22 protein-coding genes are annotated in these 20,777 nt (G+C 67.9%); 10 read left to right on the top strand and 12 right to left on the bottom strand.

Annotated elements, in window-relative coordinates; genetic code table 11:
- Window positions 1-21: 21 nt before the first annotated feature.
- Window positions 22-438, top strand: a complete 417-nt coding sequence (locus LCY71_RS02815) for a VOC family protein (RefSeq protein ID WP_225334848.1) — start codon at window positions 22-24, stop codon at window positions 436-438.
- Between the two features lie 328 nt (window positions 439-766).
- The gene (locus LCY71_RS02810) at window positions 767-1,120 is read left to right on the top strand and encodes a hypothetical protein (protein WP_225334847.1); all 354 of its coding nucleotides are present in this window, start codon (window positions 767-769) and stop codon (window positions 1,118-1,120) included.
- Window positions 1,121-1,151: 31 nt separating this feature from the next.
- Here LCY71_RS02810 and LCY71_RS02805 read toward each other — a convergent pair whose 3' ends face one another.
- Together LCY71_RS02805 and dps are read right to left on the bottom strand one after the other, a co-directional pair.
- The gene (locus LCY71_RS02805) at window positions 1,152-1,520 is read right to left on the bottom strand and encodes a 2Fe-2S iron-sulfur cluster-binding protein (RefSeq protein ID WP_225334846.1); all 369 of its coding nucleotides are present in this window, start codon (window positions 1,518-1,520) and stop codon (window positions 1,152-1,154) included.
- A 9-nt stretch (window positions 1,521-1,529) separates the two neighbouring features.
- Window positions 1,530-2,156, bottom strand: a complete 627-nt coding sequence (gene dps / locus LCY71_RS02800; protein WP_225334845.1) for a DNA protection during starvation protein — start codon at window positions 2,154-2,156, stop codon at window positions 1,530-1,532.
- Between the two features lie 143 nt (window positions 2,157-2,299).
- Between dps and LCY71_RS02795 the strand changes: the two genes are divergently transcribed.
- Complete coding sequence (locus LCY71_RS02795) at window positions 2,300-3,013, top strand: helix-turn-helix domain-containing protein (protein ID WP_225334844.1); 714 nt, start codon at window positions 2,300-2,302, stop codon at window positions 3,011-3,013.
- A 1-nt stretch (window position 3,014) separates the two neighbouring features.
- On the opposite strand, the gene LCY71_RS02790 is transcribed toward LCY71_RS02795, so the two are convergent.
- Together LCY71_RS02790 and LCY71_RS02785 are read right to left on the bottom strand one after the other, a co-directional pair.
- On the bottom strand, window positions 3,015-3,503 hold the full coding sequence (locus LCY71_RS02790; RefSeq protein ID WP_225334843.1) for an HTH domain-containing protein: 489 nt from the start codon (window positions 3,501-3,503) through the stop codon (window positions 3,015-3,017).
- Between the two features lie 304 nt (window positions 3,504-3,807).
- A complete protein-coding gene (locus LCY71_RS02785; RefSeq protein ID WP_225334842.1) occupies window positions 3,808-4,137 on the bottom strand; it encodes a lycopene cyclase domain-containing protein in 330 nt (109 codons plus the stop codon).
- 135 nt (window positions 4,138-4,272) lie between these two features.
- Between LCY71_RS02785 and LCY71_RS02780 the strand changes: the two genes are divergently transcribed.
- A complete protein-coding gene (locus LCY71_RS02780; protein WP_225334841.1) occupies window positions 4,273-5,415 on the top strand; it encodes a CBS domain-containing protein in 1,143 nt (380 codons plus the stop codon).
- Window positions 5,416-5,870: 455 nt separating this feature from the next.
- On the opposite strand, the gene LCY71_RS02775 is transcribed toward LCY71_RS02780, so the two are convergent.
- A complete protein-coding gene (locus LCY71_RS02775; protein WP_225334840.1) occupies window positions 5,871-8,096 on the bottom strand; it encodes a CDC48 family AAA ATPase in 2,226 nt (741 codons plus the stop codon).
- Between the two features lie 205 nt (window positions 8,097-8,301).
- Between LCY71_RS02775 and LCY71_RS02770 the strand changes: the two genes are divergently transcribed.
- The 3 genes from LCY71_RS02770 (at window position 8,302) to LCY71_RS02760 (ending at window position 10,646) form a co-directional block, all read left to right on the top strand.
- Complete coding sequence (locus LCY71_RS02770; protein WP_225334839.1) at window positions 8,302-8,715, top strand: universal stress protein; 414 nt, start codon at window positions 8,302-8,304, stop codon at window positions 8,713-8,715.
- A gap of 320 nt (window positions 8,716-9,035) precedes the next feature.
- Window positions 9,036-10,427 (top strand): nickel pincer cofactor biosynthesis protein LarC, encoded by a 1,392-nt coding sequence (gene larC, locus LCY71_RS02765; RefSeq protein ID WP_225334838.1) that lies wholly within the window; start codon window positions 9,036-9,038, stop codon window positions 10,425-10,427.
- Window positions 10,428-10,496: 69 nt separating this feature from the next.
- The gene (locus LCY71_RS02760; RefSeq protein WP_225334837.1) at window positions 10,497-10,646 is read left to right on the top strand and encodes a hypothetical protein; all 150 of its coding nucleotides are present in this window, start codon (window positions 10,497-10,499) and stop codon (window positions 10,644-10,646) included.
- Between the two features lie 54 nt (window positions 10,647-10,700).
- Here the strand turns inward: LCY71_RS02760 and LCY71_RS02755 are convergent, their stop codons facing one another.
- Window positions 10,701-11,435, bottom strand: a complete 735-nt coding sequence (locus tag LCY71_RS02755; RefSeq protein WP_225334836.1) for a hypothetical protein — start codon at window positions 11,433-11,435, stop codon at window positions 10,701-10,703.
- Window positions 11,436-11,531: 96 nt separating this feature from the next.
- On the opposite strand from LCY71_RS02755, the gene LCY71_RS02750 reads away from it, so the two are divergent.
- Window positions 11,532-12,386, top strand: coding sequence for a hypothetical protein (locus tag LCY71_RS02750; protein ID WP_225334835.1), 855 nt, complete (start codon window positions 11,532-11,534; stop codon window positions 12,384-12,386).
- A 24-nt stretch (window positions 12,387-12,410) separates the two neighbouring features.
- On the top strand, window positions 12,411-13,109 hold the full coding sequence (radB, locus tag LCY71_RS02745; protein WP_225334834.1) for a DNA repair and recombination protein RadB: 699 nt from the start codon (window positions 12,411-12,413) through the stop codon (window positions 13,107-13,109).
- 40 nt (window positions 13,110-13,149) lie between these two features.
- Here the strand turns inward: radB and phoU are convergent, their stop codons facing one another.
- The 6 genes from phoU to LCY71_RS02715 all read right to left on the bottom strand — a co-directional run bounded on the left by phoU (window position 13,150) and on the right by LCY71_RS02715 (window position 19,333).
- A complete protein-coding gene (gene phoU / locus LCY71_RS02740) occupies window positions 13,150-13,830 on the bottom strand; it encodes a phosphate signaling complex protein PhoU (RefSeq protein WP_225334833.1) in 681 nt (226 codons plus the stop codon).
- 131 nt (window positions 13,831-13,961) lie between these two features.
- Complete coding sequence (locus LCY71_RS02735; protein ID WP_225334832.1) at window positions 13,962-14,630, bottom strand: HAD family hydrolase; 669 nt, start codon at window positions 14,628-14,630, stop codon at window positions 13,962-13,964.
- A gap of 5 nt (window positions 14,631-14,635) precedes the next feature.
- The gene (pstB, locus tag LCY71_RS02730; RefSeq protein WP_373325142.1) at window positions 14,636-15,565 is read right to left on the bottom strand and encodes a phosphate ABC transporter ATP-binding protein PstB; all 930 of its coding nucleotides are present in this window, start codon (window positions 15,563-15,565) and stop codon (window positions 14,636-14,638) included.
- Window positions 15,562-17,193, bottom strand: a complete 1,632-nt coding sequence (gene pstA, locus LCY71_RS02725; protein WP_225334831.1) for a phosphate ABC transporter permease PstA — start codon at window positions 17,191-17,193, stop codon at window positions 15,562-15,564. The genes pstB and pstA overlap by 4 nt, the downstream gene beginning before the upstream one ends.
- Window positions 17,190-18,242 (bottom strand): phosphate ABC transporter permease subunit PstC, encoded by a 1,053-nt coding sequence (pstC, locus tag LCY71_RS02720; RefSeq protein WP_225334830.1) that lies wholly within the window; start codon window positions 18,240-18,242, stop codon window positions 17,190-17,192. The genes pstA and pstC overlap by 4 nt, the downstream gene beginning before the upstream one ends.
- Window positions 18,239-19,333 (bottom strand): PstS family phosphate ABC transporter substrate-binding protein, encoded by a 1,095-nt coding sequence (locus LCY71_RS02715; protein ID WP_225334829.1) that lies wholly within the window; start codon window positions 19,331-19,333, stop codon window positions 18,239-18,241. Before LCY71_RS02715 ends, pstC begins: the two co-directional genes overlap by 4 nt.
- Before the next feature lie 341 nt (window positions 19,334-19,674).
- Between LCY71_RS02715 and LCY71_RS02710 the strand changes: the two genes are divergently transcribed.
- The gene (locus LCY71_RS02710) at window positions 19,675-20,673 is read left to right on the top strand and encodes a phosphate signaling complex PhoU family protein (RefSeq protein WP_225334828.1); all 999 of its coding nucleotides are present in this window, start codon (window positions 19,675-19,677) and stop codon (window positions 20,671-20,673) included.
- The last annotated feature ends 104 nt before the right edge of the window (window positions 20,674-20,777 follow it).

Here is a 20,777-nt window from a genome sequence, read left to right as displayed (position 1 = left end):
ACACGCGCGCACGCTCCACCGATGAGCAAACACGTGCATCACGTCGGTATCACGGTCGAGGACCTCGAGCAGATGGTGTCGTTCTACCAGGAGGCGTTCGGGTTCGAGGTGCTCGACCGGTTCGAGGTCTCAGGCGAGTCGTTCTCGAGGGGCGTGGGCGTGCCCGACGCGACCGGGTCCTTCGCGCACCTGGACGGCGACGGCGTCCGGCTGGAGCTGGTCGAGTACGACCCCGCGGGTTCGGACGCGACGCCGGACGCGGTGAACCAGTCCGGGTCGACGCACGTCGGCGTGGGCACGGACGACGTCGACGCGGTGTACGAGGACCTCCCCGAGGCGGCCGACCCCGTCAGCGAGCCGCAGACGACGGCCACCGGCGCGCGAATCCTGTTCCTCCGCGATCCGGAAGACAACCTCGTGGAGGTCATCGATCCGTAGCCGTCCGCGGCGGGTTTCGGACGGGCGACCGCTCGGAGACGCGGTCGACGCGGAGCGGTGACGCGACGCGGGGCGGAGCGACACATCGACAGTCGTCCCTCGCCTCGTTTTTCTCCGTGATAACCTCGTGTATAGTTCATCGCAGTACCTCGTTAAATCGACGCGCGGTCGAAGCTGCGCACATCCGTCGTTTCGATCCGTACAGAGGCTATATTCGATCGGTTTCACTCCGTCGACCTGTTGGGCGTCACACAATCACACTTAAGGAGTCATCTACTACGATATGCAGACCCACGAACGCGGCTGCGCACCAACCACGTGATACGATATGAAATGCACGTCATGTCAAATTCCTTTCACGTACAACCGGGCGGTCGTCGATCCGTCGACGGGCGACGTCCTCGGTTGCCTGTGTACGCACTGCATCGACGACTACTTCGGGCGCGCGCTGGCGGCCTACGTGGGCGGCGGGTCGACCTGCGTCCGCTGTGATCGACTCGGCGACGTCGCGCTCCCCGAGTGGCGGTGTACCTCGGTCGAGGACGAGGACTGCGTCGTCGTAACGGGCGTCGACGCGTCCGTCTCGCCGAGGACGCCGCACCTCTGTGAGTCCCATCTCGGCGACCTGCGGGGAGAAGGTACGGCCCGGGACAGGGCGGTTCCGTCGCGAGCGCGTCGGTGAGTGGGGGCCCTTCTCGCGTCCCCGACCGCGCTCAGTCGTCGCCCACTTTCGAGCGCCCCGGGGGCAGCTCGTGCTCGGCCCGCCGCTCTAGCAGCGCCTGCATCTGATCCACGCGGAGCCGCAGGTCCGACCGCGGTTTGGCCCGGCATAGGAGCACGTAGTCGCCGTCCTCCTCGTACGTCCGGCGAGCGGTCGACTGGTCGATCTCGCCCGCGAGCAGTTCGGCCGCGCAGGTAGTACACCAGCCCTGCTGGCAGTCCGCGGGGAGCCAGACGCCCGCCGCGCGCGCGGCCGAGAGGACGTACTGCTCCTCGCCGACGTCTATCTCGACGGTCTCTCCGGCGTCCTCCAGGTCGGAGTCGGCGGGAATTTCCAGCGCTACCGTCCACGTCTGGCTCATCGAGCGGCGTTACGCGCTGTCGTTGAAGCGGTTGTTGGTCGAGTAGGGGGCCTCGCCGGGCTCGCCGCGGACGAAGTGGCCGGCCGGGTTGACCTCGCCGTCGCGCTCCTTCGAGAGCAGCTCGATGAACCACGCCTCGTGGTCCATCTCCTCGTTGAGGATGCGCTGGGCCATGTCGTAGGTCCGCGGATCGGCACCGCGGGTCATGTCACAGACCTCCGACCAGGTCCGGATGGCGCAGCGCTCGGCCTCCAGCAGGACCTCGAGGACGTTCGCGGCGCTGGGGTCGTCCGGAAGCTTCGGCGGGGCACAGGAGGCCCGGTTAGCGAACTCCGCGAGGTCGTCCGGGAGCGACCCCTCCAGCTCGTAGACGCGGGGGACGACCAGTTCGAAGTGCGCGCGGTCCTCCAGCCGAGCGTCCTCGGTGATCTCCTTGTAGTCCTCCTCGCCGGCGAGGTGCATCCGGAGGTTCGTGTAGTAGTAGTACGTCGTGAACTCGGCGGCGATGGCGTCGATCAGCTTCTCGCGCAACTCCTCCGGATCGCAGCCGCGTTCGCGAACGACCTCCATGCCGACTCGCTTGCTCGTGTCGCCCGGGTCGACCTGCCCGCTCATGTGCGGTCTGTCGTCGCTCATGTTGCATTTCCAACTACTGTCGTCTCGTGCCTATACCTTGGGTTGGTCATAGACAGTAGAAGAGACTGTAGATTAGCCACAAGCGGTGAGATGAGTGAACGGAAGCCGAAATAGGTTTGGTCATCACCAATCACAGGTCAGTCGTGCGCGAGTTCGCCTTTACCGTCCGCTATGAGGCGGGCGTCGACGACCTGATGGACCTGTTCATAGAGGAGCCGCGGCTGCGGGCCCGAACGCGCTCGTGCTTCGCCACCGAGGCGGCGATGTGGCGGGTCGATCACGTCACGGGCCCTGCCGACGTCCTCGACCGTCTGGACGGGCTCTACCTCGACGAGAGCACCTGCAACGAGTGCCTCGACGTCGGCGGCTGCAGCTCCGACCGCGAGCACCGGGTCCTCGCCGGGGGCGACCAGCACCGCCTCTACTACACCCGGCGGGCGGAGATCGATCGGTGTCACTCGCTGCCGTACCTGGCGGTCGATCACGTCGGCGACGGCGTCCTGCTGGAGGCGGAGCGGTCGGGGCCGGAGTACGTCTGGCGGGTCTTGATGCCCGAGGAGACGCCGGTCGGGGAGCTGTTCGACAGGATCGAGCGGAACCTCCAGCCGGGGCTGTCCCTGGAACTCGAACGCGTCTCCGAGATGACCGACTGGAACGCCGACGCCAGCGCCGACGCGACGCTCTCGGTCACCGAGCGGGAGACGCTGTCGGCGGCGGTCGAGGCGGGCTACTACCGGACGCCCCGGGAGGCGACGGTGGCCGAACTGGCCGATCTGCTCGGCGAACCGCGTTCGACCGTCCAGTACCGACTGCAGCGCGCCGAGGAGAAAGTGATCGAGGAGTTCGTCGCCGAGTGAACTAGACGACCGTGGCGCCCCGGGACTCCTCCTCGATGGCGGAGGGCTCGCCGGCTTCGAGTCGCTCCAGGCGGTCCATGATCGTGTGGACGACGTCGCCGTCCGAGCAGGGCGCGACGTGCTGGAGTTCACCGTCCTGATACTCGGCCAGGCCCATGACCGGCAGGACCATCGTCGTGTAGCTCTCGCCCGTCACCTCGGACTCGACGTCCTTGGTCTGGTAGAACGACTTCAGCGAGACGTTGTTCGAAAGCGCCCACTGCTTGAACTCCGCGACGCGGTTGAGGATGTACCTGCCTTCCTCGGTGTGGGCGGCCGCGGAGTCACGGGCGATCTGCTTGCCCCAGACGATCACCGAGAAGTCGGCGACGGCGTCCTCGCGCTCGAGGCGCTCCAGGCGTTCGACGACGGCCTCCTGGCGCTCGTGGGCGCCGTCGGGGAGCAGAGATCGAACGTAGAGCTCGATGTGAGGGGTGGGGGTTTCGGACATGGTTTTATTCACTCAATTGTCACAAATCAGTCGGTCCACTAATAGCTTCCGGCGGAGGGAGTACCCATTCGAAGTAGAGATATATATTCCTATTAACCGCCAGAAGGCAAGTGGGTCCCTCTCGAACGCGGATTCGGCACACGGGATCACTGCGTGTTCGTTCTCGTCGGTGATAGCGGTAAGTGTTATCAAACCAATCTATTATTATCCCAATGCCTGGTATTCCTCCGGCTTTAGCCGGAGGAAGATGTCAACGGGACGACTGCGCGCGATGCAGCCGCACTCCGGGCGCTGCGCCGGACAGTCACGCCACGTCGCCGTCGCCCTCGACCCCGTCGTCCGCCCGAAGCATCTCGTGGAACCCGATCACGAGCGCCGGGACCACGACCATGAAGATGTGCTCCTCGATCGGGATGCCGAGAAACTCGACGCCGGTCCGCATCGGGATGGCGAACACGCCGACCTCGAGGGTGTACCAGTCCCAGACGTACGCGACCGGATAGAGAGCGACGATCGTCCGGGCGGCGTTCCGGAGGGCGTCGGCCCGGACCAGCAGGGCCAGCGCCACCGCGCCCCAGACGACCTCCGTGGCGAGGTACGTGTACGGGCCGAGGACGGTGATGTCGGGGACCACGCCCGATCGTTCGGCGCCGACGATGAAAGGCCTTCCTCGGTCGCTGACGACGGCCGCGGTTTCCGTTCCAGCCGTGTGAAAACTGGAACCAACATTGATTATCACAGGCGTCGAACTCCTCGATAGAGGATTACGATGGATATAGCCGACATCGCCACCACCGATTTCGTCGAACTCGATGCCGACGTCCGCCTGGGAAAGGTCCGATCCGTCTTCGAGCGCGAGAACCCGAAGGGGATCGTCATCACCGAAGACGGCGAGTACGCGGGCGTCGTCACGGAGAAGCAGCTGGTCCAGTCACACGTCGCTGACGACGCGAAGGCGGGGGCGATGATGCGGTCGGCGCCGCAGGTCGAGCGCCACGACGACGTCCGCGAGGTCGCCCGCGTCCTCGTCGAGGGCGGCGTGAAGGTCGCCCCCGTCTTCGAGGGCGACTCCCTGTGGGGGATCGTCAGCGGCGACGCCATCCTCCGCGCCGTCCTCGAGAACCTCGACGCCATCACGATCGCCGACATCTACACCGAAGACGTCGTCACGATCACCGAGGACACCGATCTGGGACAGGCGATCAACCTGCTGCGCGAGCACGGCATCTCCCGACTGCCCGTCCTCGACGACGAGGGCGACCTGAGCGGCATGGTCACCACCCACGACATCGTCGACGTGGCCGTCAGGGACATGCAGCGCAACACGACCGGCGACCGCGCCGGCGAGCAGGACCGGATTCTGGACCTCCCCATCTACGACGTGATGAACAGCCCCGTCCAGACCACGTCCCTCGACGAGTCGGTGCGCAACGCCGTCGAGCGCATGTTCGAGAACGACTTCGCCGGGCTGGTGGTGACCCCCGAGAGCGACGACACGCGAGTGGCCGGCATCGTGACCAAGACGGACGTCCTCCGCGCGCTCACCTTTACGCAGGAGGAGGCCATGGACGTTCAAATCACCAACATCAGCCTGCTGGACACCATCTCCCGCCAGGACATCCGCGAGCGCATCGCCGGCGTCGCCGAGAAGTACCAGGACATGCAGGTCCGGCACGCCCACGTCCGCTTCCACGAGCACCGGGAGAAGCTCCGCGGCACCCCGCTGATCCAGTGCCAGATCCGGATGCGAACGACCAAGGGTCAGGCCGCTGGCACCGGCGAGGGCTACGGCGCCGAGTCCGCCTTCGGCGTCGCGCTCGACAAGCTCCAGCGCAACGTCCTCGAGATCAAGGGCGTCCAGGCCGACGAGGAGTACAGGGGACAGCTCCTCCGGAAGCTCGGCGAGCTCTAGCCTGACTGCCATCCCGAATTCGGGGTTCGTTAAAAACCCCCTCACAGTGTCGCGGACGTCGATGGGTGCAGGTGTCATACCGGGCCTCGCGTCCCGGCGAGCTTTTCTTCGGCACGACACCGGATGGAAGTGGTGGCTAAATGTTTAGGATCTGCTGTGTCGGTGACGACGTGGCATCCCAACCACTGATTCCCGACCGTGGTGGGAAGTGTTGTCGCGGCTAGACGAGCGATTTCAGTAAGTCAAGCATCCGCGCCGAGCGAAGCGAGGCGCGGTTCACTCGCGAGCGCCTCCGGAACTCGCGAGATGTTTTTCGCCCACGTTTTTCCAAGGCGTGGTGCCCGCAGCGAGCGAAGCGAGCGAGGACACCCGACGTGGTTCGAAAGACGCCGCAGGCGTCTTTCGTCATCACGAGAGAGCTTCGCTCTCTCGAACGACAGCAAAAAGGTGGTAGCCTATTGGAAACCGATGCGGCCGCCGCCGGCCTGCTTGGAGGGTTCGGGGCCGCCGCCCTTGAACTCCTCTGCCATCTGCTCGTAGTAGTCGCGGATGTCCTCGTCGATGGTCGGGCGGACGCTGTCCAGCGCCTGCCGGAAGTGCTTCATGCCGACTTCCTCGGCGTCGTCGTCCTCGCGGAGCGCCTCGATGGCGGCCTCGCGGGCGATCGATTCGAGGTCGGAGCCGACGTAGCCGCCGGTCATCTCCGCGAGTTCCCGGAGGCTGACGTCGGGCGACAGCGGCGTGTCGCCGGTGTGGATCTTGAGGATCTGCTCGCGGCCCTCGACGTCGGGCTCGCCGACCATGACCATCCGGTCGAACCGGCCCGAACGGATCAGCGCGGGGTCGATGATGTCCGGGCGGTTGGTCGCACCGATGACCATGACGTCCTCCATCGATTCGAGGCCGTCGAGTTCGGTCAGCAGCTGGTTGACCACGCGCTCGGAGACGTTGCTACCGACGTCGCCGCCGCGGCCGGGCGCCAGCGAGTCCAGCTCGTCGAAGAAGATCACCGTGGGGGCGACCTGCTTCGCCTTGCGGAACGTCTGGCGGATGGCTTTCTCGGACTCGCCGACCCACTTCGAGAGGAGCTGGGGCCCGCGCACCGAGATGAAGTTGGCGTCGGTCTCGTTGGCGACGGCCTTGGCCATCAGCGTCTTGCCCGTGCCCGGCGGGCCGTACAGGAGGACGCCCGACGGAGGTTTGATGCCCATGCGCTCGAACTTCTCGGGCTGGTTCATCGGCCACTCGATGGACTCCTGAATCTGGCTCTGGGCGTCCTGGAGGCCGCCGACGTCGTCCCACGATATCTTCGGGAGCTCGACCAGCACCTCCCGCATGGCGCTCGGACTCACCTCGTTGAGGGCGCCGCGGAAGTCCTCGCGCTTGATGATCATCCGGTCGATGAGGCTCGGCGGGATGTCCTCCTCGTCGAGGTCGATCTCCGGGAGGTAGCGCCGCAGGGCCTTCATCGCGGCCTCCTTGGTGAGGCTCTCGATGTCGGCGCCGACGAAGCCGTGGGTGTCCTCGGCGAGGTCGGGGAGCGCGACGTCGTCCGAGAGGGGCATGCCGCGGGTGTGGATCTGCAGGATTTCCTCGCGGCCGGTCTCGTCCGGGACGCCGATCTCGATCTCGCGGTCGAAGCGGCCGGGGCGGCGCAGCGCGGGGTCGACGGAGTCGACGCGGTTGGTCGCGGCGATGACGATGACCTGGCCCCGCGATTCGAGGCCGTCCATCATCGTCAGCAACTGCGCGACGACGCGGCGCTCGACCTCGCCCGTGACGTCCTCCCGCTTCGGTGCGATGGAGTCGAGTTCGTCGATGAAGATGATCGAGGGCGCCTCCTCGCTGGCGTCCTCGAAGATCTCCCGGAGCTGCTGTTCGGACTCACCGTAGTACTTCGAGATGATCTCCGGGCCCGCGATCGAGAAGAAGCTAGCAGAGGTCTCGTTGGCGACGGCCTTCGCGAGCAGGGTCTTGCCGGTGCCGGGCGGCCCGTGCAGGAGCACCCCCTGGGGCGGCTCGATGCCGAGCTTCTTGAAGATCTGGGGGTGCTTCATCGGCAGCTCGACCATCTCGCGCACCCGCTGGATCTCGTTCTGGAGGCCGCCGATGTCCTCGTAGGTGATGCCGCCGCCGGTCTTCTCGAAGCCGGAGATCGGCTCCTCGCGGAGCTCCACCTCGGTGTCTTCGGTGATCAGGCAGACCCCGTCGGGCTCGGTCTCGACGGCGATCAGCGGGATCGCCTGGCCGGGCGAGCGCATGAAGGGGTGGTTGGTGCTCGACATCACGGGCACGATGTCGCGCTCGACGACCGGGCGCTTGAGGATCTGGCGCTTGACCATGCCGGCCGCGTCGGAGCCGAACTGGACCGACGCCTCCTCGGGCGGGGCCAGCACGAGCTTGTCGGCCTTCTCGGCCTCGGCCTTGCGGATCTCGACGCGCTCGCCGATGCCCACGTCGGCGTTCTGCCGGGTGAACCCGTCGATGCGGACGGTGTCGGTGTTCCAGTCCTGGCGGTCGGCGCGCCACACCTTGGCCGCGGTCGTGTCGCTCCCCTCGATCTCGATGATGTCGCCGGGCGAGAGCTTGAGATGCAACAGCGTGTCCGGGTCGAGACGGGCGATGCCGCGCCCCGAGTCGTTGGGGTAGGCCTTCGCCACCTCGAGTTGAACCTCGTTCATAGTACGGGGATACAATCAGTTCCGTGATGGCCGGAGATATGTTTTATGCTACCGGCGGTCGGACCGCTGGCCGGCAGTTACTTATGTGACTAGCTACCAACCCACACTGACCGATTCGTGTGACAGGTCGGCGGCCGCCTCGGCGGGGAAAGACCCGCGCCGCCGTGAGGAGGTTTCTTATCCTCGCCACTCGTTAGCCACTCGTATGGTATTCCTCGTCCCGTACGACGGAACGCCGCAGACGACCGCCGCTCTGGAACGCGCCGTGTCGTACGGTGCGGCGCTGGACCACGACGTCGTGGCGACGACGCTGGTACCGACTGGCGAGAGCTACGCCGAGCGCCGCCAGTGGATCGATCCGTCGGAGGACTTCGCGGTCGAGACGGCCGCCGACGACCTTCAGCGGAAGATCGAGGAGGCCACCGCCGACGCCGAGCTCCGGTTCGAGGACTCCGGCGCCCACGCGCCGGACGGCGGTCTCTCGGAGGCGGTCCGCCGCGTCGCCCGCGAGGTCGACGCCGACGTGGTGTTCCTCGGCGGCGCCGGCGACGGCCGCGTGGTCGTCCCCGTCGACGGCGAGGGCGCTGACTTCGACGTCCACGTCGTCCGCGGGCGCTAGTTCCTGTGCGAGCCCGGAGAGCCGTCAAGGAGGGCTCTCGGGTCATCATGTTTACTCACGCGACTGTGGGAGAGACCAGCCAGAAAGTCCCACCCAGCCTGGATTGACCAGCCGGCATCGGGTGGGACTGATACTGCCGGCTGTAAGTTCGTAAAGATACTCGCCACCCCCGTGGTGGCGAGTACTTTCGAAATGTTACAGCCGGCAGTATGAAAGGGGCCGAGCGCTCGGGGGCTTTCTGGCTCCCGTACTCGTCGATGCCAATCCTCTCTCGTCGCGCATGAGTGGGGCTTTTGTCGGCGGCCGGCCTCAGTTGAAGTATGCGAACGCTCGCTCTCGACGGCAGTATGGGCGCCAGCGGTGACATGCTACTGGCCGCCCTGCTCGCCGTCGGCGCCGACCGGAACGCGCTGGCCCCCGTCGAAGCGGCTCTGCCCGTCCGCTACGAGGTCGGCGAGACGACGAAGAACGGGATCGCCGCGACGACGGTGGACGTGCTGCTGGCAGACGAGGGGTCAGAACCGGGCGACGGAGACGAGTCGGACGGTCACGATCACGACCACGATCACGAGGGCGACGGCCACGGTCACGATCACGACGGCCATCACCACGAGGGCGACGGCAACGACCATGATCACGAGGACAGTGGCCACGGTCACGACCACTCTGACCACGACCACGCTGACGACGACTCCGGCCACGTGCACGCGGAGGGCCACGGCCCGCACAGGAGCTACGAGGAGGTCAGAGAGATCGTGGCCGGGATGGACCTCTCGGACGGCGTCGAGTCGGACGCGCTGGCGGTCTTCGAGATCCTCGGCGAGGCCGAGGCCGCGGTCCACGGCACCGACCTCGCGGAGACGCACTTCCACGAGGTGGGGGCCGACGACGCCATCGCCGACGTTGTCGGGGCCTGCCTCCTGCTGGACGACCTCGACGTCGAACGCGTCGTGACCACGCCGCTGGCCGCTGGCGAGGGCGCCGCCGAAATGAGCCACGGGACCTACCCCGTGCCGGCGCCGGCGGTCGTCGAGATCGCGGAGCGCGCCGACTGGTCGCTCCGGGGTGGCCCCGTCGAGTCGGAGCTGCTGACGCCGACCGGCGCGGCCATCCTCGCCCACGTCGCCGACGGCGTCGACGCGCTGCCCGAACTGGACGTCGCGGCCTCGGGCTACGGTGCCGGCGGCTACGACTTCCCCGAGCGTCCGAACGTACTGCGAGCGATGGTCGGGGACGGCAGCGGTGGGCTCGTCCGCGACGAGATCACCGTGCTGGAGACGAACCTCGACGACGCGTCGCCGGAGCTGCTGGGCGACCTCCAGCGCTCGCTGGCGGACGCGGGCGCACGGGACGTCTCGATCCTGCCGGCGACGATGAAGAAGTCCCGGCCCGGCCACCTCGTGAAGGTCATCTGCAAGCCCGCCGACGTCGAGCGAGTCGCCCGCCGGCTGGCCGAGGAGACGGGGACGCTCGGCGTCCGCGAGCACGGCGCCGGTCACCGCTGGATCGCGCAGCGAGAACTCGTGACCGTGACCGTCGCCGCCGACGGCGAGCCCCACGACGTGGCCGTGAAGGTGGCCAGCGACGCGGACGGCGACGTCTACGACGTCAGCGCCGAGTACGACGACGCGGCGGCAGTTGCAGCGGCGACCGACCTCCCCGTCCGCGAGGTGATGCGCCGCGCGGAGGCGACCGCCCGCGACCGGGAGTGAAGCCCTACGCGGCAGTCGAACGGTGAGCGTATCCGTGACGATTTATCGGGACCGCGAGTAGCCGCCGATATGACCGTTCCCGCCTCCCTCCGGTCCCTCCCGCCGACCGTCGCCGTCGCCCTCGCCGTCGTGGCCGCGCTCTGCATGGACCTGCTGTTCGCCGTCTACGCCGAGTCGCAGGCGGCCGCCGCGCTCGGTTGGCCACTGATCATGCTGTAAGTTGCCGCCGTCGTCGTGGCGGCTCTGGACCTCCTTCGCCGGGCGATCTGACGGTCAGTCGTCGTCGCCGCCGCGATGGCGCTCCAGCGCCTCCTCCAGCGTCAGCTCGCCCAGCGCGACACGGCGGGCCAGTTCCTCGTCGATGGCGCGGTTACCCTCGCTCGCCTCCCGGGAGCGGTCCTTGATCCGGGTGAGCTCTCCGGGGGTGGGTTCGACGTCTCGTGACTCGATCTCCTCGCCCTCGATGCGTGCGATGTTGACCGCGGCGAGCACGTCGCCCATGCCGCGGGCACCCGAGCCCAGGTACGGCGTCGTCCCGGTCTCGTCGACCAGTTCCACGGGAACGTCGATCTCGTCGACGATGCGGGCGCCGACGAGGCGGGCGCCGTCGCCGATCCGGACCAGCGGGTCGACGGCGTCCTCGACCTCCCGACGGACCGTGACGGCGGCCTCCTCCTCGGGCACCTGAAACGCGGCGACGACGGCGTCGCCGGAGAGCACGGCGATGCCCGGCCGCTCGCCCGGGTCGATGCCGACGACGGTGCGGCCGCCGCCTCCGCGGAGGACGGCGACTACCTCGTCGACGGCGGGGCGGGGCTCGCCCGGGTCCGCGCGCACCACCTCGACGCCCGTCGGCGACCACTCCTCGTCGCTGGCCGTCACGACCACAGTGGCCTCGTCCGGCAGGTCCTCGTCGGGCTCGACGGTCGTGAACGTCACCCCCCGCTCGCGCAACTCCTGGACCACGCCGTGGTACACCTCGAAGTCCTCCGTCGCGACGACGATCACTGGCGTGGTCTTGGGCCGGGCGGCACTTACGCGTGTGGTCGCTCGGGCGTCCCGGTGACGGACAGACACTTGTTTCCCCGATGAGACGATTCGGCCATGAGCACCACGGCCGCCCGGACTGGAACCGGCGCGAACGCCGGTGCCGACCCCGTCTTCGGCGTCGCCGCGGGGCTGTACCTGGGCCTGGTGCTGACGGTCCCCGCGCTGCTCGCTCTGGACGCGGTCGCCCGACTGGACGGCGGCGTCGGGTACGTCGCTTTCCTCGGGATCGTCGTCCTCGCCGTCGCGGGGGCCTGGTGGACGGTCGGCCGCCGGCCGAGCCTGATCGCGCGGTTCGGCGGGAGCCGCCTCCGCTGGTTGCCCGCTCTGACCGCCGTCGGCCTCGCGGGCGCACTACTCGTCGCCGCACCCGACCTGTTCGTGATACTGGGGTTGTTCTTCGGTCTGTTCAGCTGCCTCGCCGGCCTCGCGGTCGCGGCGCTCGCCAGGTCGCGGTACGTGGAGGCGATTGTAGGGGACGGGACCGTAACCGCGGAGTGGACGGCCGGCTGGCCGACCGCCGCCCGCAGTCGCGTCCTCGCCGCCGCAGGGACCGCGACGGTCCTTGGCGGAACGGGGTGGTTTGGCGGCGCTGTCGTCGGCGTCACTGCGGTCGAGTTCGGCGGCCTCCTGGTCTTCTACGCGGGCGTAATCGGCGTCCACATCGGGCAGGAACGGACCTACCGCGCGGCCGACGCGGGCCTGGTTGTCGCGTCACCCCTGTACTGCCGGCTGATCCCGTGGGCGTCGATCAGCGGCGTGTCCCAGACGGACGACGCCGTCGTCTGTCACCGGCGGCGGCGACCGGATCTCCGGTTCGCCGTCGACGACCTGACGGACGACGACGTGGACCCCGGCGTCGTCCTCGACGCGCTGGAGCGGCGCGTTCGATCGAAACCCACCACCGTTTAATCCGACCTCCCACAACAGTCGGTCGTGAGCGACTTCGTCTCGACCGGCTGTGACCCCCTCGATGACCTGCTGGGCGGGGGACTCGAACGCGGCGCGGCCACCCAGGTGTACGGCCCGCCGGCCGCGGGCAAGACCACGGTCGCGCTGAGCGCCGCCGTCGAGACCGCCGCGCGCGGCGAGTCCGCGCTGTACGTCGACACCGAGGGCCTGTCGGCGGACCGGATGGAACAGATCGCCGAGGCCCGCGTCGCCGGGACCGACGAGACGGTCGAGGACGTCGCCGGCCGGATTATCGTCTCCGAGGCGCTGGACTTCGAGCAGCAGCGCGAGGCCGTCCAGGACGCGGCCGACCTGGCCTCGCAGGTGGACCTGATCGTCCTCGACAGCGCGACCGGCTTCTACCGGCTGGAGCGGGACGGCGGCGACGAGGGCGAGGCGCTGCGGGCCGTCGCCCGGCAGATCACGCACCTGCTGTCGCTGGCGCGCAAGCACGACCTCGCCGTCTGCTTCACCAACCAGGTGTACAGCGACCCCGAGAGCGACGGCACGCGTGCGCTGGGCGGACACACGCTGAACCACTGGTCGGGCGCCGTCGTCCGCATCGATCGGTTCCGCGGCGGCAACCGCCGGGCGACGCTGGAGAAGCACCGGTCGAAGGCCGCCGGCGAGACGGTCCAGCTACGGATCACCGAGAGCGGACTCGAGGGCGGCGAGGAGCCGTGAACGCGGGCGGGGGAGAGAGCGAGACGCGCGTTCAGAACGCTCAGTAGATCAGGTCGTCGTCGTTCTCGACCATGTACAGCGTCCGGGCCGCGATGTTGACGGCGTGGTCGCCGACCCGCTCGAGGTCCCGGATCGTCAGCAGGAGCCGGGAGACGTCGTTCATCAACTGCTCGACTTCCGACTCGCTGGCCTCGTCCTCGACCTCGTGCTCGATCAGTTCGCGGACGACGGCCTCGCTGGCCTCCTCGCAGAGGACGTCGACCTCGTCGTCGCGCTGGGCGATGGCGTAACAGAGGTCGGCGTCCTCGTCGGCGTAGGCGTCCATCGCCGTCTCGATCATCTCCGTGACGACGTCCGCGACGCCCTGGATGTCGACCTCGGGGAACACGTCGCGCTCGGCGCCCTCCGAGTACTCCGCGAGGTTCGTCGCCAGGTCCGCGATCCGCTCGAGGTCCGTGATGATCTTGAACGAGGCGGCGATGAACCGCAGGTCCGAGGCGACGGGCTGCTGGAGCGCCAGCAGGTCGATGCAGTCCTGCTCCAGGTCGAGGTACAGCTGGTTGATCTCGTGGTCGCCCTCGATGACCTCCTGGGCGGTCTCGGGATCTTTCTGTTCGAGCGCGTCGAGTCCCAGCCGGAGCCGCTCCAGAACGACCTCCGACATGTAGAGGACGTCTTCCCGGAGCTGGTCCAGGCCTTCCTGGTACGATTCTCGTGGCATAGTCGTGGCTGCGTGTGTCTGTCGTAATAGGCTTTCCCTGCTGGCAGGAATCGCCCGCAGGCGGTTTCGTGGGCTGTGCTGCGGTGATCATCTGTGATCCCGTCGATTCGTCGGGCGGTCACGTCGGTGCGTCAGGCGAGTGCGTCGATCAGGTCGTCGACGAGCTCCCGCAGTCCCTCGTACTCGTGGTCGGGCTCCTCCGGCAGGTCGACGCCGGTGCGGTGCTCGCGCCGGAGGAAGGCCGCGTCGATCCCCGCGCGGTGGGCGGCCACGACGTCCTTCGGGCTGTCGCCGACGTAGAGGGCGTCGGAGACGCCCAGGTCGGCCAGCGCGCGCTCGATGTAGTGGCACTCGGGCTTCTTCTTGCGGGCGCCCGCGATCGAGCACTCCCGGCCGTAGAGCACGTCGAAGTGCTCGGCGAGGTCGTGGTGGTCGAGGATGAACTCGATCGTAGCGTGCTGGTTGTTGCTGACCAGCCCGAGCGGCCCCTCCAGGTCGGCGATGGCGTCGACGTCGTCGTAGAGGCCCTTCTCGCCCGTGCGGATCGCCCCGCGCTGGACGGTCGCGGCGTTGGCCTCGCGGCGCCGCCAGAACGCCTCCGGGTCGATTCCGTAGCGCTCGCGGACGTCCTCCTCGGGGACGAGGCTCTCCTCGACGGTCCGGCGGGCGAACTCGCGGTCGGGCTCGACCCGGAACTCCCGGAACGTGTCGCAGACGGCGTCGACCAGCAGTTCCTGCTCGGTCGGCTCGATCAGGACGCCGTCGTTGTCGAAGACGACCGCCTCGTAGTCGGTCCTCATCCGGTCTATCCGAACTTGCCGGTGATGTAGTCCTCGACGCGATCGCTCTCGGGGTTCTCGAAGATCTTGTCCGTGTCGCCGTACTCAACGAGGTGGCCGCCGGTGAGGAATACGGCGGTCTGGTCGGAGATGCGCGCGGCCTGTTGCATGTTGTGGGTGACGACGACGACGGTGTAGTCCTCTGCCAGCTCCTCGATGAGATCCTCGATCTTCGAGGTGGCGATGGGGTCTAGCGCCGAGGCCGGCTCGTCCATCAGGAGGACGTCCGGATCCGTCGCCAGCGCTCGGGCGATGCAGAGCCGCTGTTGCTGACCGCCCGACAGACCCAGCGCGTTGTCGTCCAGCCGGTCCTTCACCTCGTCCCACAGCGCGGCCTGCCTGAGCGTCCGCTCGACGAGTTCGTCTTCCTCTTCCTGGTCATCGCGGCCGAGCAGCCGGGCGAGCAGGCCCGTCTTGAGCTCGCCGTGCTTGCGCGGGCCGTAGGCGATGTTGTCCCGGATCGACTTCGGGAAGGGGTTGGGTGCCTGGAACACCATCCCCACGCGCTTGCGGAGTTCGACCAGGTCGACGCCGTCCTGGTAGATCTCGGCCCCGTCGAGCTCGACGGAGCCGTCGACGCGGGCCGCGTTGATCCGGTCGTTCATCCGGTTGAGACACCGCAGGAACGTCGACTTCCCGCAGCCCGATGGGCCGATCAGCGCCGTCACGCTCTCCTCGGGAATGTCGATGGAGACGTCGTGCAGCGCGTGCTCGTCGCCGTAGTAGACGTCGAGGTTCTCGACGGAGAGCTTCGGATCTCCCTGGAACGAGTACTCCGTCCAGGCGTCCTCGACGTCGCCGACCTCGTCGGTCCCGGGCCCGGGCTCGGTGGTCGTCTCGACACCGTCTGCGGTCGGTTCGCTCTGCGGCTCGGCTGTGAACTGATTGTCGCTCATTGGTTGAGTTTCCTCCTGAAGTAGATCCGCGATCCGACGCCGACGGCGTAGAAGCCCATCACGACGAGCAACAGGACCAGTGCCGTCGCCCAGCCGAACGCCTGCGTCTCGCCGACGCCGGCCGTGATGATGGCGAACAGCTGGTAGGGCAGGGCGGTGCTCGACTGCACCAGATCGATCGCCGGGAGGGACACGAACGGGAACTGACCGGTGAACGAGAACCCGCCCTGGACGACGCCGACCGCCCGCTGGGGGAACGGGTTGGAGACCATCACCAGCAGGATGGGCGCCGTCTCGCCCGCGATCCGGCCGACGCCGAGGATGATCCCCGTGATGACGCCGGGGATGGCCGCCGGCAGGACGACGCTCCGGATCGTCTGCCACTTGCTCACGCCGAGGGCCGCGCTCGCGTCCCGGTACTCGTCGGGGACCGACTTGAGCGACTCCCGGCTCGTGATGATGACCAGCGGCAGCAGCATGAACCCGAGCACGAGCTGGCCGGTGATGAGGGTGCTCTGGTTCCCGATCCGCGGCACGAGGAAGGCCAGTCCGAACAGACCGTACACGATGCTCGGGGTGCTCCAGAGGCCGTTCGTCGACACCTCGACCAGCCCGGTGAACCGGCCCTGTTCGGCGTACTCCGTGAGGAAGACGGCAGCGCCGACGCCCAGCGGGACGGCGAAGATGATCGCGCCGGCCACGACCCACACCGTCCCGAGGATCGCCGGCAGGACGCCGTTGGCCGTCGGTCCGAGCGACGCGCCCTCCATGACGAACGGCCAGTAGAACCAGAGGATCGGCCCCTCGAAGATGACGTACTCCTCGAGGCCGGGGACGTAGAACCACGTCCAGTTCCCCCAGAACAGGCCGATCTCGAGTCCCTGGAACAGGCGCGCCGCACCCTTCGCCACGATGAGCGCGACGATGGCACCGGGGAGCAGGAGCATGCCCACGGCGTTTGCGCCGACCAGCGCGTACGCGCCCTTCTGACGGCCGTTGGCGCCGAACCCGGCGTAGGCGCGTGCGGCCGTCCAGCCACCGAGGACGCCGCCGACGATGGTCAGCGCCGGAACGGCGACGGCGGGCGTCAGCGTGACCGAGAAGGCCTCGGGCGACCACTCCCACCCCGGACCGACGAGGCCGGAGACGACCAGACCGCCGAGCAGCAGGAAGGCGCCCGCGGGGACGGTGGTGCCGACGTCCTCGCGGACGAGCAGCGCCAGCGCGCCCGCGCCCGCGCCGAAGATCAGCGCGACGACCGGCCACAGCGTCGAGAGCCCGAGCCCCTGAGCGGCGACGAGACCGCCGGTGACGAGCCAGACGAGTCCGTAGAGCACTGCCGCGAGGAGTCCGCCCGTGTGGTCGGGGTCCGTCGCGACGGCGCCGGTCGCCGAGGCGGCGCCGAACCCGAGGATCCCGACGCCGAGGACGAGCAGCGAGAGGCCGAACAGCGTCGCGACCGTGACGCCGCCGGCGGTCGCCGTGACGGGGAGCACCGTGAACAGCGAGAGCAGGCCGGCGACCGCGGTCAGCACCGCCAGGCCGACGAGTCCCGCCGCGACGCGTTCGGAGGCCGCCGTCCTGTGGGTGACGAACTCGGGCGTCTGCGCGGCGTCGTCGGTGCTCATGTCGCACCACCTAGGCGCTGGCGCATCCGCCGTTCGATGTACTGCGACGTGAGCGACATCGCCATCACGGTGACGAACAGGACGACGCCGGCCGCGAACAGCGCCGACATGTGGTACTCGTCGCCCGTCGCGGGACCGTACTGGCTCGCGATCAGGCTCGTCAGCGTGATGGTGTTGCCGAACACGTCGATCAGCGGTTGCGGGAGTTGAACCACGTTACCCAGGATGACGGTCGCGGCCATGGTCTCACCGACCGCGCGGCCGATCCCCAGCAGCACGGCCGCCGAGATCCCCGAGAACGCCGCCGGGAGCGTCACGCTGGTCGTCGTCTGCCAGTCCGTGGCGCCCAGCGCGAGCGCGCCGTCTTTCATCGGTGACGGGACGCTCGCGATGGCGTCCTCCGCCACCGAGACAACGGTCGGCAGCGCCATGATGCCGATGACCAGACCGGTGATGAACAGCGACCCGAACTTCGGCACGTTGAGCTCGTTAATCATGTAGGGGTTGAGAACGGTGTAGCCGATGTACCCGTAGACGATCGACGGGATACCGGCGAGCATCTCGACGCCGGGTTTCACGACCTCGCGGACGCTGCCGGGCGCGAGTTCGCTGATGAAGACCGCGCCGGCGACGCCCAGCGGCGCCGCGATGAGCGTCGCGATGATCGTCGTCACGAACGTCCCCCACATCATGGGGAACAGCGAGTAGTAGCCGGCGCCCGTGTCCCAGAAGGGTTCGCTCCACTGCAGGAAGATATCGGGGCCCATGTGGACGACGACGGGGATTGCCGTCCAGACGAGATAGACGGTGATGAGACCCAGTATGACCACCGTCGAGACGGTGGCCACGAGCATGAGGAACTTCACGGTCGTCGCCTGTCGTGCGTAGAGCCCGACCAGCGACGCCACTGCGAACGCGAGGAGGAACCACTTCGTCATCGAGGGGACGGTCAGGAACGCGCCGAAGGCGGCCACCAGGAGGATCGTCCCGATGGCGCCGACGGCGAGTTCCTCCGGATCGATCTCCTCGATGGAGGCGGTCGTCGTCATTGCTCTGGTTCGGGGAGCTTCGAGAGCTGTGCTTCCTGGCGCTCGTCGGTGAGCGCCGAGTAGCCCGCAGGTTTAGCGAAGTTCTCCTGACCGAAGTCGCTTATGACCATGCGGAGGAACGCGGCCTCCATCTTCGAGGTTCCGTCCCACGTGTAACAGTGCAGGTCGCGCGAGAGCGGGTAGTCGGGATCGGAGAGGTTCTCCCCGGGAGTGTACGTCGTGCCCTCGAAGGTGAGCGAGATGGCGGGCACGGAGTCGTCGACGAACGCCAGCGCCATGTACGCGATGGCGTTGTTCGACCGGGAGACGAGGCTCTTGACCTGCTGGTTCTGTCCCTTCCGGACGTCGACGCCGTCCATCGCGGCGTTCGGGCCGCCGAGCATGTTGGTCCGGAACGCGGTGTCCGTCCCCGACCCCTCAGACCGGCCGACGGTCTGGATCTCCCGCTCGGGTCCGTCGTAGGCGTCGATCTCGGTCCAGTCCGTCACCTCGCCGCGGTAGATCGCCTGGACCTGCTCGGCCGTCAGCTCCGTGACGCCGGCGTCGTACACCGGCTTGCTGACGACCAGCGGCTGCGCGTCGACGGCGACGACGTGGTCGGTGAACTTCGAGAGCTCCTCCTCGCTCTTGTTCGGGAACTCCGCGCTGACCGGCGCGCTCGAGTTGGCGATGTCGACCTGGTCGTTCTGGATCTTCTCGAGGCCGGTCCCCGAGTGGCTCAGACCGACGTTGACGCGGAACGGCGGCGTCGCGTTCCCGTCCGTCTCGAAGCCGTACAGGCTGGCCCAGTAGTCGGCCAGTCGCATGTCCGTCGAGATGTCGTACTGCTCGGGACCCCAGTACTCCTCGTCCGACGTCGGGTAGTTGGACGTCCAGTACGAGGCTGCCTTGTTGACGACCGGATACACCGTCGACGAGCCACCGGCGCGGAGTATGTCTGTGTCCGATCCGTCGCCGGATCCGTCGCCGCCCTGACCCGCGTTGGACTGCCCTGGCGGAGTCGGACTGGTGCTGATACAACCCCCGAGCGACGTCATCGCGGTACCCATACCGGCTAGCACCGTCCGCCGATCGACTGTTCTCTCCCGCATCAGGAGGGGATCGGTCGAGAGTAGCTAAATACCCTACTATGTTATCTATATAGTCAGATATTCACATACCCGGCCGGACGGAAACGCGACCTGTTCGCTGGGCCGAGCAGTGGAAACCAGATCGACCGAGGATCAACCGAGGGGAGTCGTACTCGACGATAGCGTGTGCAGAAAGCCGTGAACCGACCGGGCCGTACAGTCGTTCGCGGTCGAGTCGTCGGTCGCCCGCCGAGCGCGCTAGACTCCGATCGAAACGGTCTCGGTTCGACCACGTCAGGAATCGTTCCAGTGAATATATAGACATGGCATGATTTATGATTGCTCGGCGATCAGTCGCCAGTATGGAGACGCGAAAGGTCCAGGTGACGGGCGGGTCGACGTACACGGTCTCCCTGCCCAAGGAGTGGGCGACGGCGAACGACGTGGGCGCGGGCAGCGTCGTCGAGTTCCACGCCGAGGAGGACTTCCTCCTGCTCTCGCCGCGGCGGGAGGACGACCGGGTGGAGGGGACGATGGACATCTCCGGCCTCGAGGAGAAACACGAACTCACCCGTGCCGTGATGACGATGTACGTCAGCGGCTTCGACGTGATCCGACTTGAAGCGGGGCGAATCTCCGCCGAGCAGCGCCGGATCGTCCGCGACGCGACTCAGGGGCTCGTCGGCCTGGAGGTCATCGAGGAGACCACCGACCGGGTCGTCCTCCAGGACCTGCTCGACTCCTCGGAGCTGTCGATCCACAACGCCGTCACGCGCATGCGCCTGGTGTCGATCACGATGCTGGAGGACGCCGTCGAGGCGCTGATCGCCGACGACGACGACCTCGCCAACGACGTCATGCAGCGCGACGACGACGTCGACCGCCTGTGGTACATGGTCTCGCGCGTGTTCCGGACGGTCCTCCGGAACCCGACCGCGGCGACGGAGATCGGTTTCCCCCGCGAGACCGTCTTCGATTACCAGTCCAGCGCCCGGCAACTGGAGCGCATCGCCGACCACGCCGCGAAGGTCGCCAACCTCGCGCTCGAGGTCGAGGGGCTCAGCGACGAGACCGCCGAACTGCTACGCTCGCTGCAGGACGAGGCCATCACCGTCCCCGAGACCGCAATGGACGCGCTGTTGACCGACGACTCCGACGAGGCCGTCGAACTGGCCAACGAGGCTCGCGGCCACATCCGCACGGTCGACGAGAAGGTCCGCCAGGTCGACCGCCACGTCCGCGAGACTGACCCCCAGAGCGCGCAGGTCCTCGGTCTGGTGGCCGACTCGCTGTCCCGGACCGCCGACTACGGCGGCAACATCGCCGAGAGCGCCCTCCAGAAGGCCGCACCGCGGCCCTGAACGCGGGCGACGGATCCGGACAGAGACCGCGGAAAAGGGATGGCCGCACCGGGGATCAGGGCGGGGCGGGCCGGCGTCCACGCGGTCGGGGTGAGCGTGGGTTC

This window comes from Halomicrobium urmianum (genome assembly GCF_020217425.1).
Classification (GTDB): Archaea; Halobacteriota; Halobacteria; order Halobacteriales; family Haloarculaceae; genus Halomicrobium; species Halomicrobium urmianum.
Note: the sequence above shows the minus strand (reverse complement) of the source record. Positions and strands in the feature narration are given on the sequence as shown.

What these genes read in the sequence shown, in the direction of transcription:
- phoU (WP_225334833.1), bottom strand. Translation starts at nt 13,830, where the DNA reads ATGCCACGAGAATCGTACCAGGAAGGCCTGGACCAGCTCCGGGAAGAC.
- LCY71_RS02735 (WP_225334832.1), bottom strand. Translation starts at nt 14,630, where the DNA reads ATGAGGACCGACTACGAGGCGGTCGTCTTCGACAACGACGGCGTCCTG.
- LCY71_RS02780 (WP_225334841.1), top strand. Translation starts at nt 4,273, where the DNA reads ATGGATATAGCCGACATCGCCACCACCGATTTCGTCGAACTCGATGCC.
- LCY71_RS02750 (WP_225334835.1), top strand. Translation starts at nt 11,532, where the DNA reads ATGAGCACCACGGCCGCCCGGACTGGAACCGGCGCGAACGCCGGTGCC.
- pstB (WP_373325142.1), bottom strand. Translation starts at nt 15,565, where the DNA reads ATGAGCGACAATCAGTTCACAGCCGAGCCGCAGAGCGAACCGACCGCA.
- LCY71_RS02790 (WP_225334843.1), bottom strand. Translation starts at nt 3,503, where the DNA reads ATGTCCGAAACCCCCACCCCTCACATCGAGCTCTACGTTCGATCTCTG.
- pstA (WP_225334831.1), bottom strand. Translation starts at nt 17,193, where the DNA reads ATGAGCACCGACGACGCCGCGCAGACGCCCGAGTTCGTCACCCACAGG.
- LCY71_RS02715 (WP_225334829.1), bottom strand. Translation starts at nt 19,333, where the DNA reads ATGCGGGAGAGAACAGTCGATCGGCGGACGGTGCTAGCCGGTATGGGT.
- LCY71_RS02810 (WP_225334847.1), top strand. Translation starts at nt 767, where the DNA reads ATGAAATGCACGTCATGTCAAATTCCTTTCACGTACAACCGGGCGGTC.
- LCY71_RS02710 (WP_225334828.1), top strand. Translation starts at nt 19,675, where the DNA reads ATGGAGACGCGAAAGGTCCAGGTGACGGGCGGGTCGACGTACACGGTC.
- LCY71_RS02805 (WP_225334846.1), bottom strand. Translation starts at nt 1,520, where the DNA reads ATGAGCCAGACGTGGACGGTAGCGCTGGAAATTCCCGCCGACTCCGAC.
- LCY71_RS02770 (WP_225334839.1), top strand. Translation starts at nt 8,302, where the DNA reads ATGGTATTCCTCGTCCCGTACGACGGAACGCCGCAGACGACCGCCGCT.
- larC (WP_225334838.1), top strand. Translation starts at nt 9,036, where the DNA reads ATGCGAACGCTCGCTCTCGACGGCAGTATGGGCGCCAGCGGTGACATG.
- LCY71_RS02775 (WP_225334840.1), bottom strand. Translation starts at nt 8,096, where the DNA reads ATGAACGAGGTTCAACTCGAGGTGGCGAAGGCCTACCCCAACGACTCG.
- dps (WP_225334845.1), bottom strand. Translation starts at nt 2,156, where the DNA reads ATGAGCGACGACAGACCGCACATGAGCGGGCAGGTCGACCCGGGCGAC.
- pstC (WP_225334830.1), bottom strand. Translation starts at nt 18,242, where the DNA reads ATGACGACGACCGCCTCCATCGAGGAGATCGATCCGGAGGAACTCGCC.
- LCY71_RS02815 (WP_225334848.1), top strand. Translation starts at nt 22, where the DNA reads ATGAGCAAACACGTGCATCACGTCGGTATCACGGTCGAGGACCTCGAG.
- LCY71_RS02760 (WP_225334837.1), top strand. Translation starts at nt 10,497, where the DNA reads ATGACCGTTCCCGCCTCCCTCCGGTCCCTCCCGCCGACCGTCGCCGTC.